Origin of the sequence: Allofrancisella guangzhouensis, assembly GCF_000815225.1 — a bacterium.
GTDB lineage: Bacteria > Pseudomonadota > Gammaproteobacteria > Francisellales > Francisellaceae > Francisella > Francisella guangzhouensis.
On record NZ_CP010427.1, the window covers coordinates 1,027,020 to 1,044,032 of the forward strand.

Consider the following 17,013-nt stretch of genomic DNA (forward strand, 5'->3'; position numbering starts at 1 on the left):
ATCATTAATTTTCTAATCAAGCATTAGCTCTTAAGCTAGCAAATGCTATCACTGCTCCACCCAAACAATGGGTGGATTCTTTATGGTTTTTTCTTTATGAAATCTAATTTAGTGCCTTTTCATTTAAAAGAGCTAATAAATTATCAAGATTTGCTAGACCGTACCTTACAGCCAAAGAGTCAAGCGTTTGACCTGTTTTTCCATTTTTAAGGATAGATTTATCTTCTTCGTTTAACTTATAAGCACTAAAACTAGAGTCATAATTATTTTTCTTATGATTGATCAATTTGTTTAATTTTTCTAAAGCAGAGATTTTTTGTGTTTTAGAGTATCCGATTCTAAAAATATTGTTAATATTATTATATTCATGTGTTCTTTCATTATGATGTTTTAGGAGTTCACAAACTTCTGATTGTAATTTTGGTAAGACACTTTTAACATGATCTGATATTGTTGTTGAAGCTAGAGGTAGGTTAACCTCATTTTTAGCTATCGCTTTAAGTACTTCTAAGTCGTTGTGTAAAACTAAGTTTGTATAAAAAGATAATGCTTCACTAATATATGAAGTCATAGGCTGAATAAGGTACTTTTTTTTATTCTCTAACAATGCTTCCCATAAACAAATAAAGCGGCGATCAACAATTTCTAACACTTGAAGATAATTACTGTAGTCTGTTGTTGACGAAAATTTACTATTTGCTTTTAAAGCATTATAATATGTTTTTACATTATTCACATGGTGTTGTGTTAAACCATTTAATGTGTTAACTTTACTTGCTTTATCAGGAATAGAGGGGTGTGAAGTAATATCAGTTATTGATAAAACTAGACTTCGAAGTCCTTCCCTATCTTTAAAGAACTTATAATTAATGCTTGTTATACAAGCGTCAATTCTTTCGACATGGTGTCGATAGGATGTGAGATTTAAATTACTTTCATGTATTGAATTAAGGTTACAGATAGATTTTATTCGTTTGTTTAAATCGTATATTCCGTCAAGAATGATACGTAAATTTGCAATATTATTACCATTTCTTTGTTTATCGGTTTCGATATTATCCCATTTTAGTTTGGATATTTCGTTAATAAGTTTTATTAAGTTCATGATTTTTTCCTATAGTCATATAGTCATTGGGTTTATAAGCAGTGCAGTTTTGGTTTAGCTGTATTTCTATTTTTTACCTTTTCCCATAGCCCTTATAAATATTATAAATATTATAAGTATATTAGAGTAATTTAAAACTCCATATATCATATTTTGATAATATGTATTTATTTTTAACAGAATTGTAACTATAAAGATAAAGAAGTAACTAGGAGTTGATATATATTTGATACATACCAACTTGTGTACATTTTATAATAATTTTATAAATTCTTGATAATATTGCTCATGCACCTTTTCAACAGAAGCAGAGTTATTAAAGTCTGCTATCTGGCACATTTGCAAATTACTATAGCCGCATGGATTAATATAGCTAAAAGGAGTTAGATCCATGTTTGTGTTGATAGCTATTCCATGGTAAGTTTTACCTTGTTTAATTCTTAGCCCTAAGGAAGCTATTTTTTTGTTATCGATATAAATCCCATGAGCGTTTTCGATCGTATGAGCATGTAGATTGTAATATCTAGTTAACATATTCAAGCAAGCTTTTTCTACTATGGAAATAAGTTTTTTGGCTCTAATTTTATTTCTTTTTACATCAAGTAAAAAGTAAATCACAGCTTGCCCAGGACCATGATAAGTAACTTGACCACCTCTATCTGTATTAACTATAGGTATATTATGCAGGTTCAAAATATGTTCTGACTTACCATGTTTTCCTTGTGTAAAAATAGCATGGTGCTCAACCAGCCAAATTTCATCAGCAGTTTGATTAGTACTATTTACAGTAAAGTTAATCATATCCTCAAAAATTTTCTGGTATTCTTGTAGCCCGAGGTTTTTTTTAGTTATCTTCATATTTATAACTTATTTTTTACATTAAGAATGCATTTTTATAAAAATTATTTCCCTTGTTATATTATATATTTTTAACCATGTTTATTTATAGCATTGACATAACAATTTGATTATGGTGTTGGTATTATAAGACCATATGTACTTCTGGGTAAGCAGATATTTCTTTATATATATTATCTAACTGCTCTTTGCTATCAGCTTCAAAAATAGCTGTGATAGATATATACTTACCAGTTTTACTTTCTTTTGTTTTAAAGTCAATTTTTTCATGGTTAGGTACATATTTTTCAAAAACACCTAAAATAAATTCAACTGTCTCTTTTTGTGGGTTTGCCATAATTTTTATAGGAAACTGACAAGGAAATTCAAAGAAAGTTTCCTTTTGTTCTTGTTCAGACATTTTAAAAATCCTTATTTTTTATAAAAGATTACCACCAACCTTTTTTTGCAATATCATTTTGCGCTGTAACAGGTGTACTAGCTATTTTTTCTTTATTATCACCAACAGTAATTACTAGGTTACCAACTACTTGACCTTTTTTGATCGGAGCTTTTATATTAAGATCAAGTGCTACACCTTGTTTTAAGTAAGGTGCGTAATTTTTTGGTACAGTTTTATACAGATTTTGATTGGATGCTACAGTTAAATTTTGTCCTGATTTAGCATTTAATATATTATCAGCGCTTATTGTTATAGGGGAGTTAGCTTTATATAGTAAGACATTCTCGAATTTAGTTAAAGCATACCTTAGTAGTTTAGTAGACTCTAATTCACGAGTAGTTGAGCTAGGAGCTCCTAATATTACAGCTATATACCTTTCATTATCTTGCTCTGCAGAGGATACTAAACTATAGCCAGCATCACCAGTATGACCTGTTTTCATGCCATCTGCGCCATCAAATGTAAATAGTAGTCTATTTCTATTATTTTGTAACACAAACTTGTCTTGTATAGGAAAAAGTTTAGAGCATTTGTTTTTAGTAGTATCATCTAGATTGCTTGCCGTATAACTATTGATAACACTACCATCAGCACGATCAAATTTCGGCAAGCACTGTTTACGATCTTCTACACTTACGGATTTTTGTTTAGTTGCGTTCCAGACTAGACCTTTTTCTCCATATATTTCATATGCTTCTGGGAAATTATATATATATGATCTTGCCAATAAAGCCATGTCATGAGCAGTAGTGTATTGTTCACCACCTGGCAAGCCATCTGGGTTAGCAAAGAGGGAGTTATTCATACCAATAGCTTTAGCAGTCTGATTCATAAGATCAGTAAAGGCTTTAGGTGAGCCGGCTATGTATTCAGCTAAAGCTACAGTTGCATCATTACCAGATACTACATCCATACCTTTTACTAAGTCTCTTACTGAAACTTTCGCTCCAGCTTTGACATACATTTTTGATCCGCCAGTAGCTGCTGCTGCATGGCTTATAGGAATCATAGTATCCCAAGTTAGATTACCAGCTTTAATTTCGCTAGCCACTATATACGATGTCATAATTTTAGTTAAGCTTGCTGGAGCCCTTCTTACATCCATATTGTTTTGGCTAACTATATCTCCCGTACGGTAATTCATAGCTACCCAAGCAGGGACATTTAACTCTAAATCTATGGGTTTAACGATAATATCTTTTTGTTTAACACTATTACCATTATCATTAAAATATGGGTCGCTAGCAGATATATTTGGTGCTGATATAGCAATACCTGTACTCAAACAAGCTATAGTTAGCAAAGAGATTTTTTTTAGTTTTATCATTTCTTATTCCTTCCATTATCGCTTAAAGTATGGTGTCTAAATTTAAATATTCTCCTAGTATTTTAATATTTATATATTCTAAATACAAAGGTTTTTGTGGTAGACTGGAGTTTATGAAATATTTATGTCAAATTAGTGAAAATATATAGGAGCAATTCATGATGCTAAAAAATATACCATGTGGGAAAGAAATTCCAAATGATTTTAACGTTGTTATTGAAATACCTCAAGATAGCGACCCTATCAAGTATGAATTTTGCAAAGATAGTAATATGATAATAGTGGATAGATTTATGTCTTCTACTATGAGATACCCTTGTAATTATGGTTTTGTGCCAAATACTTTATATGATGATGGTGATCCAATTGATGTACTTGTTTTGGCTCCTTATCCTTTAGCTGTAGGCTGCGTGATTAATTGTAGAGCAGTAGGAGTTTTCAAAATGGAGGATGATGGTGGGGTAGATGCTAAGGTGATTGCCGTACCAAGTTCTAAGTTAACTAAAGAGTATGATCATATACAAGATATAGAAGACTTGCCTGAAACATTAAAACAAAGAATAGAGCATTTCTTTACTCATTATAAGGACTTAGATTCTGGTAAATGGGTGAAAGTAGAAGGTTGGGATAACGCAGCTTTTGCTAAAAAAGAAATACAAAAGTCTGTTAAGAACTTCAAGTAAAAACATTCACTCTCCAAGTTTTTAAAAGTATTTAAGCTACTTAATACCTAATAAGGTGTATTCTGGGGTTAAAATGTATATTAAGAGAGCAATTTAGCTCTTAATATTACCTTGTATATTAGTTTTAGAAGTGTAAAAATTTAGATAGTTAAAAAACTTAGTTGGTTTAAAATGCATAAGTCTCTAAAACTAAGTGAATTCTTGGAGCTAATAAAAAGCACTATAGAAATAAGTTTCGGTTATGATGGTTTTTGGATAGTCGCTGAACTATCAGAGTGGCGAGCATCTGGAAAGCACTATTATGGCGAACTTATCGAGCATGATGGTGCGAGTAAATATCCAGTAGCTAAAATTAGATGTAATTGCTGGGCTAATGTCGCTAGTTACATCAATGACAAATTTAGTGCTATAACTGGTGAACTACTAAAATCAGATATGAAAGTACTACTAAAAGTCGCCGTTAATTACCATATAAGTTTTGGCCTTAGTTTAAATATTATTGATATAGATCCAAGCTACACTTTAGGAGATAGGCAAGCTCGTAAATTAGAAATCTTAGAGCAACTAGCAAAAAAGGGTATTTTAGATAAAAATAAAAAACTTCAACTACCAAAAGATTTTACAAATATAGCTGTTATAACTAGTTTTACAGCAGCAGGTAAGGGTGATTTCTTTGAAGAAGCAGATAAGCTACAAAGTTTAAGGTTATGCCAGTTTGATATTTATGAAGCAAAAATGCAAGGTAAAGATTGTGTTGTTAGTGTATCTAAAGCTTTTGATAAGATAGCAAATAGTTATAGTGAATATGATGCTATAGTACTTATCCGTGGTGGTGGTTCTCAGGCAGATCTAGATTGGTTTAATAACATTTTATTAGCAGAAAATATATGTAATAGCACATTACCTGTAATGATTGGTATAGGTCATGAGAGAGACAGCACAGTTCTAGATGATATTTGTACTAAAAGATTCGATACCCCATCAAAGGTTATCAATTTTATTACTAAATCTATAATTGATAATGCAGCACAAGCAAAATATAACTATGATTCTATAATTAGAACTATAAAGGTTTTGGCAAAACAAAAAAATGGCGAACTAGATACTTTATATACTAGTTTAAAAACAAAGTTAAATCATTATTTGCAACATTTAGAACAAACAATACACCATCATTATAAAAGTACTTTAGCTACGTCAAATGGAGTAATTAAACTATATAGTCAATCACTCGATGCTCAATACAAAACTTTATTATCAAGTACTAAAAACTTAACTAAATATTATGGCTATAAACTAGATGAGTACTATAGTCAGTCTATACAAAATACCAAACACTATTTAAGCTTTTATAGTAGATCAAATGAATATTTATACAAGCAAATATTATCCCTAGCAATCCAACCAACATTAAGACGAGGGTTTAGCCTTACAAAAATGATAAATGGTGAATATGTAACAACTAAAAAGCAAGCCCAAAGCCAGGTAAGCTTGGAGGTGATTTATTATGATGGTAAAATTAAAGTAGAGGTGGAAAAAAATGGCAACACAGAGTAAAAAATTTGCAAAAAATTATGAAATCTTAGAACAAATAAATGAAAAATTACAAGGTAGTCAAGACAGTCCAGCATTACTTGATGAGTTAGCCTCTATACTTGAACAGGCATCAAAAAGCTATAAATTATGTAAAGAAAGGATAGATGCAGCCCAGAAATTTATAGATGCGTTTGAGAGTTGATATAGGAGTCGCCGTATATAACTCAAGCGTTACTATTTTTTTTAATATTGCTTTGTCATACGTTAGGTTAGACTAATATTAGAAATAGTTTAAAATATATCTTTTTTCACTAGTGTTTTTTGTATAAAATTTATAATTATTTTTCTAAATATTTATCTATATATGCAAAACACTTCATCAAAACACCCTAAAGCACTCTGGTATATAATGGCTATATACATGTGGGAATATTTTAGCTTTTATGGAATGAGAGCTCTTTTAATCCTTTATTTGACTAAAAAGTTATTGTTTACAGATAATGTATCTTACTCTATCTATGGTTCTTTTGTGGCGCTGGTATATCTAACCCCTATTTTTGGTGGTATTTTAGCAGATAAATTTTTAGGATTCAAAAGAACAGTGGTTATAGGTGCTATTTTAATGTCTTGTGGTCATATCATAATAGGAGTAGATGGTGAAAATTTATTATTTTTGGGTATGGCTTTTATTATATGTGGTTATGGTTATTTTAAAAGTAATGTACCTTGTTTGGTTGGGGAGCTTTACGCAAAAAATGACCCTAAAAGAGATTCTGCTTTTACACTTTTATATTTAGGTGGAAATATAGGCAGTTTAATAGCTCCCTTAACTTGTGGGATAGTTGCGGAAATTTACGGTTGGGACTATGGTTTTGGATTAGCTGGTATAGGGATGATTATAGGAGTAATAATCTTTTTATCTGGCAGTAAATATATTCCTTGCCCTAGTAATGTTAAAGTATCTTTACATAGAAAAACTATAGATACTTTCTTTATATCAGCTGCTATTGTCTTACTTTGTTATTTTGCGCTAGAGTATCATTTTGAAGGCTATTTGATATTTATAGTAACTTTGGCAAGTACACTATGGTTTATAAAGATATGTTATAGTGCAGATAAACATACTCGTAAAAGGCTAATGCTATTGATACCATTTGTAATGTTTGGGATATTGTTTTGGGTATTTGATGAACAGATTTTTACCTCAGTAGAGTTATTTATTGAGAGAAATGTTAATACTAGTATATTTGGTTATAATTTCCCAGCAAGTGCAGCTGGGTCTGTTAACGCTTTTTCTATAATTATAGGAGGGTTAGTGATAGCATGGGTATGGAAAGTATACAAAGCTTTAGATAGTGACTTTGGACGTATGGTCAAATTTATGTTTGGTTTTATATTTCAGCTTATTTGCTTTGTGTTACTTATATTAGCAGCAAAAGAAGCCACTATATATGGTCAAGCATCTGTAATCTGGGTTATAGTGGGAATAATGGCTTTGGGAATATCTGAGTTATTTATAGACCCTATCGCTTTATCAGAAATTACATCTATTGATAGCTCTCATAATACTAGTTTTTTGGCAGCCATATATATGTTATTTACAGGTAGTATAGCTGGCTTTATTGGTGCAAAAGTTGCCGATATGGCTGCTTTTAAAAATGTTGAAAATCAGGCTGATTTGGTAACACAAGCTCACCTATTTGAAAATTTGTTTACCAATATAACTATAGTTCTTGCTTGCATGGTAGTATTGTGGGTGGCCATAGCTTTAGTTATAAGGAAAATGAAATAATTTTTTTCAAATCAATTTAATTTTTAAGATTAAAATCAACATTTTTAGATATAAATTACCTTGAATCCAGCTAAAGAAATAATGTCTAATAGAACCAATCTACTTGTGTATAAGAGTGTTACAGATATATAATACCAATTAGGGCAAGATTGAATTAGTAGGGTTATATTTATGGAAATAATAGAGTGTCATAGTTGTGGCGCAAAATGGAATTCAATATCTGTTTTCCCTGGTTTAAAAAAAGATTCTTGTTATAGATGTGGGTCAACTAAAATTTATATGGTCCATATTAATGAATTTAATCCAAAACAAAACGTTAATTTAGATTCTACTATCGATTCTAAGCCTTTAATCCTAACGAAACAATCTTCTTTAAATGAAAATGCTTTTAGAAAAGGGGTAGTTACCCATTGTGGTGCTTTAAATCATTATGATCAAAATGGACATTTGTTTAAAGTAGGTACTTATACGGTTAAAGATCCATATACAACTAAGTACCAAGACTTAAGATCTTTTGAATTTACAGAGGAATTTAAAGGAAAATGTGGTGGTTTGACCGGTACAGTAAAAGTATTAATTTGCGATAAATTTATTTTTTATAAGAAACATTCCGATAATGTCTCACACGTTAACCTATGGAACAAAATATATAAAGGAACTGGTTATGATGTTGCATTTTATTTTCCGCGTGCAGCATATTATCCAGAAGTGCCAGGAATTACTATTGATATTCTAGGGCATAACTACGTTGAATTAGATTTGAAATCTGAACTGTTGCGAGCTTCTCATACATGGCTTATAAAAAAAATGGGGTTGTTTCAGCAAGATTTTTGTTCGCCTGAAGGAATTATCTTTAATTCACAGAATGTATTATACCAAGTATGTAATTTAAGTAAAATCATAACATTTTACCCAATAGATGTTGCCACAATTTGCGATTATAGTGAAATTTGTGAAAAAAAACAAACTCCTAAATGGCTCTTTTGACAAAGTAAGAAGATATTGTCAGATTTAGCATACAAGCAATTAGGCGGCATATAATTTAGCTTTTTTATTGCTTGTCTTAATTTTACTGTGTATTTTTAAATATAAACATAAATATAAATAAACAAATATATTATATTTACTCATATGTGTTTATCATTTGCCTAATTTCAGCCTTCAACAGTCCCTTTTTATTATGACTTGTCCAATAAACTTTTATCCATCAAATGACTAGGTAAAACATTCGAAAGTGAGTTTAAAATATTGCTTGGTACCTTGGGGTTTTGTTTTGCTAAATCTTGAATAAGTTTTTTAACTTGTTTTCTTTTTAGATTTTCTTGAGAGCCACATAAATTACATGGAATTATTGGAAAATTTTCTTCTTTAGCAAATTCTATAAGATCTCGCTCTTGTACAAAAACCATAGGCCGTATTACTGTGTTTTCCCCATCTTGAGTTAGAAATTTCGGTGGCATAGATTTTATCTGACCTTGATATAATATTGACATTAAAAGAGATTCGATTAAATCATCACGATGATGACCTAAAATTACTTTATCCATTTTATTATCTTTTGCATATCTATATATATTACCACGACGCAACCTAGAGCAGAGCGAACAATAAGTTTTTCCTTCGGGCACTTTATCAATAACTACCCCGTAAGTGTTTTTTGTTTCAATCTCATAACTTACACCTAGATTATCAAGGTATTTTCTAAGTTGGCTGTCATCCCATCCTGGTTGAGATTGATCTAATGTATACACATGTAAGTTAACATCGTAAGTTTTGTCTGTTATCAATCCATGTAATACCTTTAAAAGCCCAAAAGAATCCTTACCTCCAGAGAGACAAAGCATAACCTTATCACCTTTTTGTAAAAGGTCAAAATCAGCGATAGCTTTAGTAATATAATGACGTAATTTTTTTTCAGTTTTTGTCATCTAGCGGTGCACCTTCTTAAATAACCTGTCTTTTTCACGTGCCCAGTCTTTATCTTTTTGAGCTTGGCGCTTATCATGAACTTTTTTACCTTGAGCTAAAGCAATCTCTAGTTTTACTTTTGCGTCTTTCCAATACATCGCTAATGGTACACAAGTAAAGCCTTTTTGCTCAATTTTACCCATGATCTTATCTATTTCATGCCGGTTGAGTAAAAGCTTACGTGTTGCAGCCGCGTCAGGTGTTATATGTGTTGAGGCTGATAGCAAAGGTGTAATTAAACAATTAAAAAGCCAAGCTTCACCACGTTTTATATGTATATGGCTATCTACCATCTGTACTTTACCAGCTCTTATACTTTTAACCTCCCAACCTTTAAGTACAATTCCAGCTTCAAATTTTTCTAGAATAGTATAATCATGAAAGGCTTTTTTATTTCTAGCAATGGTTGCAGCAGAACCCTTATGTTTACTCATAACTTTATTATTTTTTATAAAAGATATACAATGTAATGCTATATATTATCAGCAAAATATAAAAGATTAAATAAATGAATAAAGTTAATAAATTTGCCGTTGTAGACTATAGTGCTGTACAAATGTACGATTTGGTGAATGATATCAAAAGCTATCCACAATTTCTACCAATGTGCTATGATGTTGAAATCTTTGAACAAACTGAAACAGAAGCAAAAGCTTCTTTAAAAATAAAGTCTGGATTTGCGAAATTAGATCTTGCAACACATAACACTATGGTGAAAAACCAACATATTCATTTGAATTTAATAAGTGGTCCTTTCAAAACCCTTACAGGTGATTGGAGTTTTGAGCCACAAGGTGAGAATTCATGTAGAGTTTCTTTAGATATGGAGTTTACATTTGAAAATAAATTTGTAGAAATAGCCCTTGGTCCAGTATTTCGAGGCTTAGCAAATAAAATGTTAGAGGCGTTTTGTAAACGTGCAGGAGAGGTTTATAAATAAGTGAGAGTAGAAATTATATATCCGCTTCCTAATAAGCAAAAATCTTTTTTTATTGAGTTTGAAGGAAAGCATCTTACAGTAAGACAAGCTATAGAAGAATCCAAAATCATGCATGAATACCCGGAATTAAATAATTTCCAAAATCTTAGAGTAGGTATATATGGTCAGGTTGTTGATTTAGATAATCATATCAATGATAGAGATAGAATAGAAATATATAGAGATTTAACTATCGATCCTAAAAAAGCTCGGATGCTAAGAGCTGAGCAAAAACGTAAAAAAGAAGGTATTAGGCTTTTCGGTGCATGATTTATGCAAACTTTTGTTAAAAGAAAATCTACTAGAATCAAAGGATATGATTATTCACAGAATGGCTACTACTTTATAACTATCTGCACCAAAAATAGAGTAAATTATTTTGGTAATGTATCTAATAATGGTCAGATTGCGTTGAATAGTTATGGTAGTATTGTGTATGAGTGTTGGAAGAGTATTCCGCAACATTATAGTAAAGCTTATTTAGATGAATTTGTTATAATGCCAAACCATATCCATGGTATTTTAATTATAAATAATAATGTAGAGACAGAACAGTATTCTGTCTTATCAAAAGGTAATTCATTATCAATGACAGCACAATATGCTGTCACTACAAATAGAATAGGTTTATCTCAAATCCTCAAATCTTATAAAGAGATGTGTACAAAAAATATCAGAAATAATCTAGGGGATAATAAATTTCAATGGCAACGTTCATTCTATGATCATGTAATTAGGGATGAAAAATCACTTTTAAAAATCAGAGAATATATTCAAAATAATCCCACTAAATGGCACCTAGATAAGTATAATTGTGAGAAGCAAGATGGGCACTAGGAGAATAGCTATTGTCGGAACAGGTCTTGCTGGGTGTTCTTTAGCTTATGAGTTAAGTAAATTAAATTTTTTTGATATCACAATTTTTGATAAAAATTGTCAAATAGCTAATGATGCTTCAGGTAACTTTGCCGGAATTTTAGCGCCATATTTGACTTCTGATAATAATTATTCGGACCAGTTTCATACTTTGGGCTACAAATTATTATTAGATTTTATAGATGAGTATAAAAGTAATTTAGAGATTTGTAATAAAGGTGTGCTACAAATATTAAGTAATGAAAAAGAGCAAAAAAGGTACGAAAAAATATTTAATAAAAGAAACATATCTTATAATCTGGCCAAGATTTTATCAGCCAAGCAGCTTTCAGAGTTTATAAATATAAACACGTCAAATCAAGCTGTATATTATCCTAATGCTTTGTCACTAGTGCCTAAAAGTATTTGTCAATTGTGGTTAAAGTTATCAAGCGCTAAATTGATTCTAGATACTGAGCTAGTAGACATTAAAAAACTAGATTCTAATAGTTGGCTTCTTGAGTTCGATGGTTTTAATGAAAGATTTGATATTGTTATTTTTGCAGGAGGATATGAGCTTTTTAAAAAAATCTCCTATCTTCAAAAAATTCCAGTCTACCCATCTCAAGGGCAGCTAACTGTTATTAATACAGCTTTTGATATAAAAAACACAATTAAGGATAAAGTATACATAATTCCAAACTATAAAAATAACCTGCAAGTTATAGGAGCAACCTTTAGAGAAAATAATGATATAACAGGAGAGGTTAGAGATTCTGATAATGAATATAACTTATTTCAAATTAAACATATGCTGCCAGATTTATCTAAAGTCGACATAAATATAGTAGATTCAAGAGTAGCAACAAGATGTGTCACTTCAGACCATTTACCATTAGTAGGTAAACTTGTAAATTACGATAAGTTTGAACAAGATTTTTATAAACCTCTCTCAAAAGGTTATCCAAAGTCAAAAATGCCACAAGTAGAGTATGAAAGTGGCTTATATTTGTCTTCGGGATTTGGCTCAAAAGGTTTATGCTCGTCTTTAGTAGCAGCAAAAATTATCACCGCACAAATTACAAATCAAACGAATATAGTTACTAATAAGCTATTAGAAGCTTTATCGCCTCAAAGGTTTTGGGTTAGAAGTTTTAACAAAACACTTTGAGCTACATTTTCTACCCCTCCGCAATCTATGGGAAATTAGATCCAACTTTTATAAAATTAACTAGCTTTATTTTTGCTACTATAAAATGATATTTATTTTAAATTTTTATCTTTTAAATAATATAAAATGGAATTTCAAGATATTAAAATAAAAATAATAAAAGAATTTGATAAATATATTAGTAACAAATTTGTTAATGTTTTTACAAACCATCGTCATAATAGGAGAGCTATTAATGCAAAAAATAATATTCTTTTAGCCCACAATATTACTACTATTAAATGGATAATTGCAAATGAAAAATGCCTTCTTGAGACAGGTAAACCATTATCTAAGATAAATAGTGAATGTAATAAATATAATAGTTCTAGGTACTCGAATCAAATAAAAAACCATAAAAATAACTTAAATCAATCAACTTATTACAAACGAATAAAAGAGTGCCAAAACTTAATAAATTCAGTTGAAAATATTAGAACTTATAGAGATTCTTTTAAATTATTAAAAATATATGATAATCAAACAACATTTCAGAGTGAAGCATTAGATGTAAAAGATAGAAAAGGAATAGATGATAGTTTCATTTTAAAAGAGAATGATGTTATAAGCCTCGATCCAAACTCATATTACATTTATTTGATTTACTCTAACAGATACCTTGATTATAATCCTGAAATGAGAATAGTTAAGGCTCTATCATGTGGGACAATGAGGCACCATTCTACACTTGCTCATTATGGTAGGTTTGATGCAAAATATTATGAAAAATTTGGTATAAAAAAAGACGTTCAAATTCTTATGGGTGGGGAAATAATTACGGAAGAAAACCCATATGAAGTTGTTATTTCAAATAAGAGTGGACATTTTAGACCAACTAATTTAGCTTTCAATGATTATATGGAATTCATATCTAAAACATTGGGTGATCTTTACAAAATTAAATTCGTTAATTCACCTTATTCAAGATTTGCAATTTAAGCTATATCAAGTATTTGATGCTGAACTTAATTTTGTTTCTTTTTGGACAGACAGAAACCTGAGTATAGGTGATAGCGTAATATTTATTTAAATCATACCTCTAGAGGCTTTTTTGCGATCACTTTCTGTAAGATGTTTCTTTCTAAGCCTAATTGATAGGGGAGTGATTTCTACAAGTTCATCATCTTCGATAAACTCTAAAGCATATTCTAGAGTTAGTTTTATTGGTGGAACTAAAATAACAGCATCATCTTTACCAGAAGCACGAACGTTAGTTAGTTGCTTACCTTTACATGGGTTTACAGCCAAGTCATTATCTCTACTATGAATACCTATAATCATTCCTTCATAAACTTCTGTACCATGTCCTATAAACATTCTTCCACGCTCTTGCAGATTAAATAAAGCAAAAGCCAAAGCTTTACCAGCACACATAGACACTAGAGTACCATTTTGACGGGTTTCTAAAGATTGTTTCTTCATTGGTCCATAGTGATCAAATACTTTATTTAATATGCCCGATCCAGAGGTGATAGTTAGAAACTCTGTATAAAAACCTATCAAACCTCTAGATGGTACTATAAACTCAAGTTTTACACGACCTTTCCCATCTGGTTCCATGTTTTTAAGCTCACCTTGACGTAAGCCCATTTTTTCCATTACAGTACCTTGATGTTCTTCATCTATATTTATAATAGCATGCTCGTATGGCTCATGCTTCTCACCATTAACTTCTTTAAAAATTACCTGAGGACGAGATACAGCTATTTCAAAACCTTCACGACGCATATTTTCTAGTAAAATAGATAAATGCAACTCGCCACGCCCAGAAACTTTAAATTTATCAGGATCATCTAGTTGTTCAACACGTAAAGCAACATTATGGATTAGTTCTTTTTCAAGTCTTTCTTTAATTTGACGAGAAGTTACAAATTTACCTTCCTTACCAGCAAAAGGGGAGTTATTCACTTGAAATGTCATACTAATTGTTGGTTCATCTACAGATAGCGGTGGTAAAGCTTCAGCATGTTCAGGGTTACATAGAGTATCAGATATTTTTAAACCATCCATACCTGTTACACATACAATATCCCCAGCACTAGCCTCAGAAACTTCATTTCTATCTAAACCTAAATATCCTAATATTTGTAAAATTCTACCGTTTCTTTTTTGTCCAGCAGCGTTGATTATAGTTACAGGAGTATTTGTTTTTATAGATCCTCTTTGAATACGGCCAATACCAATAGTCCCTAAAAAGCTTGAATAATCTAAAGATGATATCTGCATTTGGAAAGGTCCTTTTTCATCTACTTTTGGTGCGTCAACTTTGTTAATAATAGCGTTAAAAAGATCACTCATATCAGTAGTTTGCTTTTCTAAATTATCAGTAGCAAAACCATTTATAGCTGAAGCATAAATTATAGGAAAATCTAATTGCTCATCAGTAGCACCAAGTCTATCAAATAAATCAAATACTTGATCAACTACCCAATCAGGGCGAGCACCATCCCTGTCAATCTTATTAATAACTACAATTGGCTTTAAACCTTTTGCAAAGGCTTTTTCTGTTACAAATCTTGTTTGTGGCATAGGCCCATCAACAGCATCTACTAGTAAGAGTACAGAATCTACCATTGAAAGTACGCGTTCAACCTCGCCACCAAAATCAGCATGTCCTGGAGTATCAACGATATTAATACGATAATCTTTATAATTAAGAGCCGTATTCTTAGCTAGAATTGTAATACCTCTTTCTTTTTCAATATCATTTGAATCCATAACCCTTTCAACTTCAGGACCACGATTTTTTAAAGTTCCTGACTGTTGTAGTAATTTGTCAACAAGAGTAGTTTTACCATGGTCTACATGGGCGATAATAGCAATATTTCTTAAATTTTTAAGCATGTAATTTACCTATTTTTATAAAATCAAAGATAATTATAGACTAATAACGAAAAAAAGTACCTAAAAATAGTTTATAAACTTTAGGTTTTGTATCGCTTATTTAACTCTATAAATAAGATTTTAAAACTAATATGATCATTTCCTTGCAGGAGGAAATCTTTACTTGTTTTTCATATTTTAATAAATTTGTATTTTTACAGGTGTTGTGATATTTGTTTACAATAATATAATGAGTGTTTTGTAAGATAATAAAAAACAATATGCTTAATTATTTATAACAGAGAAAATTGAGATTCTTCTTTAACTTCTTTTTTTTCTTGAGAATTTCTTCTTTGTTGAACAGCTTCTGATAACATTTCTAACATTTCTACTGTTTCATCGAAACTTACACAAGCATCTGTAACACTTTTACCATACTCTAAAGGTTTTTTATTAATATCTTGACTTCCTGCTACAAGATTACTTTCTATCATAATACCAAATATATCATTACTTTGAGCAATTTGCTTACAAATATCAGCAAGTACAGCTTTTTGTTTCGAGTGGTCTTTTTGACTATTACCGTGACTACAGTCAATCATTACTTTAGTATCTAAACCAGCTTTTTTGAGCTTTGCAATACATTCATCAACGTGCTCTTTACTAAAGTTAGGTCCAGAGGCTCCACCACGTAAGATCACATGACCATTTTTATTCCCTTTGGTTTCATATATTGCTGTAGCACCAGCTTTTGTAGTGCTTAAAAAGTGGTGAGAGTATGTTGCAGCTTTTATTGCATCTACAGCTACCTGGATATCACCATTTGTAGCATTTTTAAAGCCTATGGGTGCAGATAGACCAGAAGCAAGTTCTCTATGAACTTGGCTTTCGACAGTTCTAGCTCCAATAGCTCCCCAAGATACTAATTCTGCAAAATATTGTGGTGTGATAACATCTAAGAATTCAGTAGCACAAGCAATACCCATAGCTGTTATATCTGATAGTAATTTACGAGCTAGTCTTAGACCTTTATTGATATCATAAGAATTATTAAGGTTAGGGTCGTTTATAAGTCCTTTCCAACCTATTGTAGTACGGGGTTTTTCAAAATAGACTCTCATTAAAATAAGGATTTCTTTTTCAAACTTTTTAACTTCTTTTTTGAGTTTGGCAGCATATTCTAAAGCAGCATCTGTATCATGTATTGAGCATGGACCTACAACTACAAGGACTCTATCATCTTTACCATGAATTATATCAGCAACATCCTCACGCGACTTTTTAACTGTGTTATATGACTCTTTAGAAAGAGGGATTTCCTCAATTAAAACTTCAGCTGGTATCAGTACTTTCTTTTTTTGAATGTTCACGTTTGAAACTTTAGCAAATTTTTTATCATCAATCATTAAAATAAAAACCCTTATTATAATTTTTT

18 protein-coding genes are annotated in these 17,013 nt (G+C 30.8%); 10 read left to right on the forward strand and 8 right to left on the reverse strand.

What is annotated here, in order from left to right:
• Window positions 1-103: 103 nt before the first annotated feature.
• From SD28_RS04830 to SD28_RS04845, 4 genes are all read right to left on the reverse strand, one after another.
• On the reverse strand, window positions 104-1,105 hold the full coding sequence (locus SD28_RS04830; protein WP_039124633.1) for a hypothetical protein: 1,002 nt from the start codon (window positions 1,103-1,105) through the stop codon (window positions 104-106).
• A 252-nt stretch (window positions 1,106-1,357) separates the two neighbouring features.
• The gene (gene lipB / locus SD28_RS04835) at window positions 1,358-1,963 is read right to left on the reverse strand and encodes a lipoyl(octanoyl) transferase LipB (protein ID WP_039124634.1); all 606 of its coding nucleotides are present in this window, start codon (window positions 1,961-1,963) and stop codon (window positions 1,358-1,360) included.
• A 124-nt stretch (window positions 1,964-2,087) separates the two neighbouring features.
• On the reverse strand, window positions 2,088-2,363 hold the full coding sequence (locus tag SD28_RS04840) for a YbeD family protein (RefSeq protein WP_039124635.1): 276 nt from the start codon (window positions 2,361-2,363) through the stop codon (window positions 2,088-2,090).
• A gap of 28 nt (window positions 2,364-2,391) precedes the next feature.
• Complete coding sequence (locus SD28_RS04845) at window positions 2,392-3,729, reverse strand: D-alanyl-D-alanine carboxypeptidase family protein (RefSeq protein WP_039125793.1); 1,338 nt, start codon at window positions 3,727-3,729, stop codon at window positions 2,392-2,394.
• A 164-nt stretch (window positions 3,730-3,893) separates the two neighbouring features.
• On the opposite strand from SD28_RS04845, the gene ppa reads away from it, so the two are divergent.
• The 5 genes from ppa (at window position 3,894) to SD28_RS04870 (ending at window position 8,730) form a co-directional block, all read left to right on the forward strand.
• A complete protein-coding gene (gene ppa, locus SD28_RS04850; RefSeq protein ID WP_039125795.1) occupies window positions 3,894-4,415 on the forward strand; it encodes an inorganic diphosphatase in 522 nt (173 codons plus the stop codon).
• 171 nt (window positions 4,416-4,586) lie between these two features.
• The gene (gene xseA, locus SD28_RS04855) at window positions 4,587-5,972 is read left to right on the forward strand and encodes an exodeoxyribonuclease VII large subunit (protein ID WP_039124636.1); all 1,386 of its coding nucleotides are present in this window, start codon (window positions 4,587-4,589) and stop codon (window positions 5,970-5,972) included.
• Window positions 5,956-6,153 (forward strand): exodeoxyribonuclease VII small subunit, encoded by a 198-nt coding sequence (gene xseB / locus SD28_RS04860; protein WP_039124638.1) that lies wholly within the window; start codon window positions 5,956-5,958, stop codon window positions 6,151-6,153. The genes xseA and xseB overlap by 17 nt, the downstream gene beginning before the upstream one ends.
• Before the next feature lie 162 nt (window positions 6,154-6,315).
• Window positions 6,316-7,743: a peptide MFS transporter gene (locus tag SD28_RS04865; protein WP_084593827.1), complete on the forward strand. Its 1,428-nt coding sequence runs from the start codon at window positions 6,316-6,318 to the stop codon at window positions 7,741-7,743.
• 171 nt (window positions 7,744-7,914) lie between these two features.
• Window positions 7,915-8,730, forward strand: a complete 816-nt coding sequence (locus SD28_RS04870; protein WP_039124640.1) for a hypothetical protein — start codon at window positions 7,915-7,917, stop codon at window positions 8,728-8,730.
• Window positions 8,731-8,921: 191 nt separating this feature from the next.
• On the opposite strand, the gene ttcA is transcribed toward SD28_RS04870, so the two are convergent.
• Together ttcA and smpB are read right to left on the reverse strand one after the other, a co-directional pair.
• Window positions 8,922-9,671, reverse strand: coding sequence for a tRNA 2-thiocytidine(32) synthetase TtcA (ttcA, locus tag SD28_RS04875; protein ID WP_039124642.1), 750 nt, complete (start codon window positions 9,669-9,671; stop codon window positions 8,922-8,924).
• Window positions 9,672-10,145 carry an SsrA-binding protein SmpB gene (gene smpB, locus SD28_RS04880; RefSeq protein WP_039124647.1) on the reverse strand — a complete coding sequence of 158 codons (474 nt, stop codon included), beginning with the start codon at window positions 10,143-10,145 and terminating at the stop codon, window positions 9,672-9,674. It abuts the gene before it with no gap.
• A gap of 74 nt (window positions 10,146-10,219) precedes the next feature.
• Here smpB and SD28_RS04885 point away from each other — a divergent pair, with 74 nt between their 5' ends.
• The 5 genes from SD28_RS04885 to SD28_RS04905 all read left to right on the forward strand — a co-directional run bounded on the left by SD28_RS04885 (window position 10,220) and on the right by SD28_RS04905 (window position 13,694).
• Entirely contained in the window at window positions 10,220-10,651 is a 432-nt protein-coding gene (locus SD28_RS04885) for a type II toxin-antitoxin system RatA family toxin (protein ID WP_039124648.1), read from the forward strand.
• Complete coding sequence (locus SD28_RS04890) at window positions 10,652-10,960, forward strand: RnfH family protein (RefSeq protein ID WP_039124649.1); 309 nt, start codon at window positions 10,652-10,654, stop codon at window positions 10,958-10,960.
• A 3-nt stretch (window positions 10,961-10,963) separates the two neighbouring features.
• Window positions 10,964-11,527: a transposase gene (locus SD28_RS04895; protein ID WP_039124651.1), complete on the forward strand. Its 564-nt coding sequence runs from the start codon at window positions 10,964-10,966 to the stop codon at window positions 11,525-11,527.
• Entirely contained in the window at window positions 11,517-12,716 is a 1,200-nt protein-coding gene (gene mnmC, locus SD28_RS04900) for an FAD-dependent 5-carboxymethylaminomethyl-2-thiouridine(34) oxidoreductase MnmC (protein WP_039124653.1), read from the forward strand. Before SD28_RS04895 ends, mnmC begins: the two co-directional genes overlap by 11 nt.
• Before the next feature lie 126 nt (window positions 12,717-12,842).
• Window positions 12,843-13,694, forward strand: coding sequence for a hypothetical protein (locus SD28_RS04905; RefSeq protein WP_039124655.1), 852 nt, complete (start codon window positions 12,843-12,845; stop codon window positions 13,692-13,694).
• 87 nt (window positions 13,695-13,781) lie between these two features.
• Here the strand turns inward: SD28_RS04905 and typA are convergent, their stop codons facing one another.
• Together typA and SD28_RS04915 are read right to left on the reverse strand one after the other, a co-directional pair.
• Window positions 13,782-15,599, reverse strand: coding sequence for a translational GTPase TypA (gene typA, locus SD28_RS04910; RefSeq protein WP_039124658.1), 1,818 nt, complete (start codon window positions 15,597-15,599; stop codon window positions 13,782-13,784).
• Between the two features lie 272 nt (window positions 15,600-15,871).
• Complete coding sequence (locus SD28_RS04915) at window positions 15,872-16,984, reverse strand: 3-deoxy-7-phosphoheptulonate synthase (protein WP_039124662.1); 1,113 nt, start codon at window positions 16,982-16,984, stop codon at window positions 15,872-15,874.
• Window positions 16,985-17,013 lie beyond the last annotated feature (29 nt).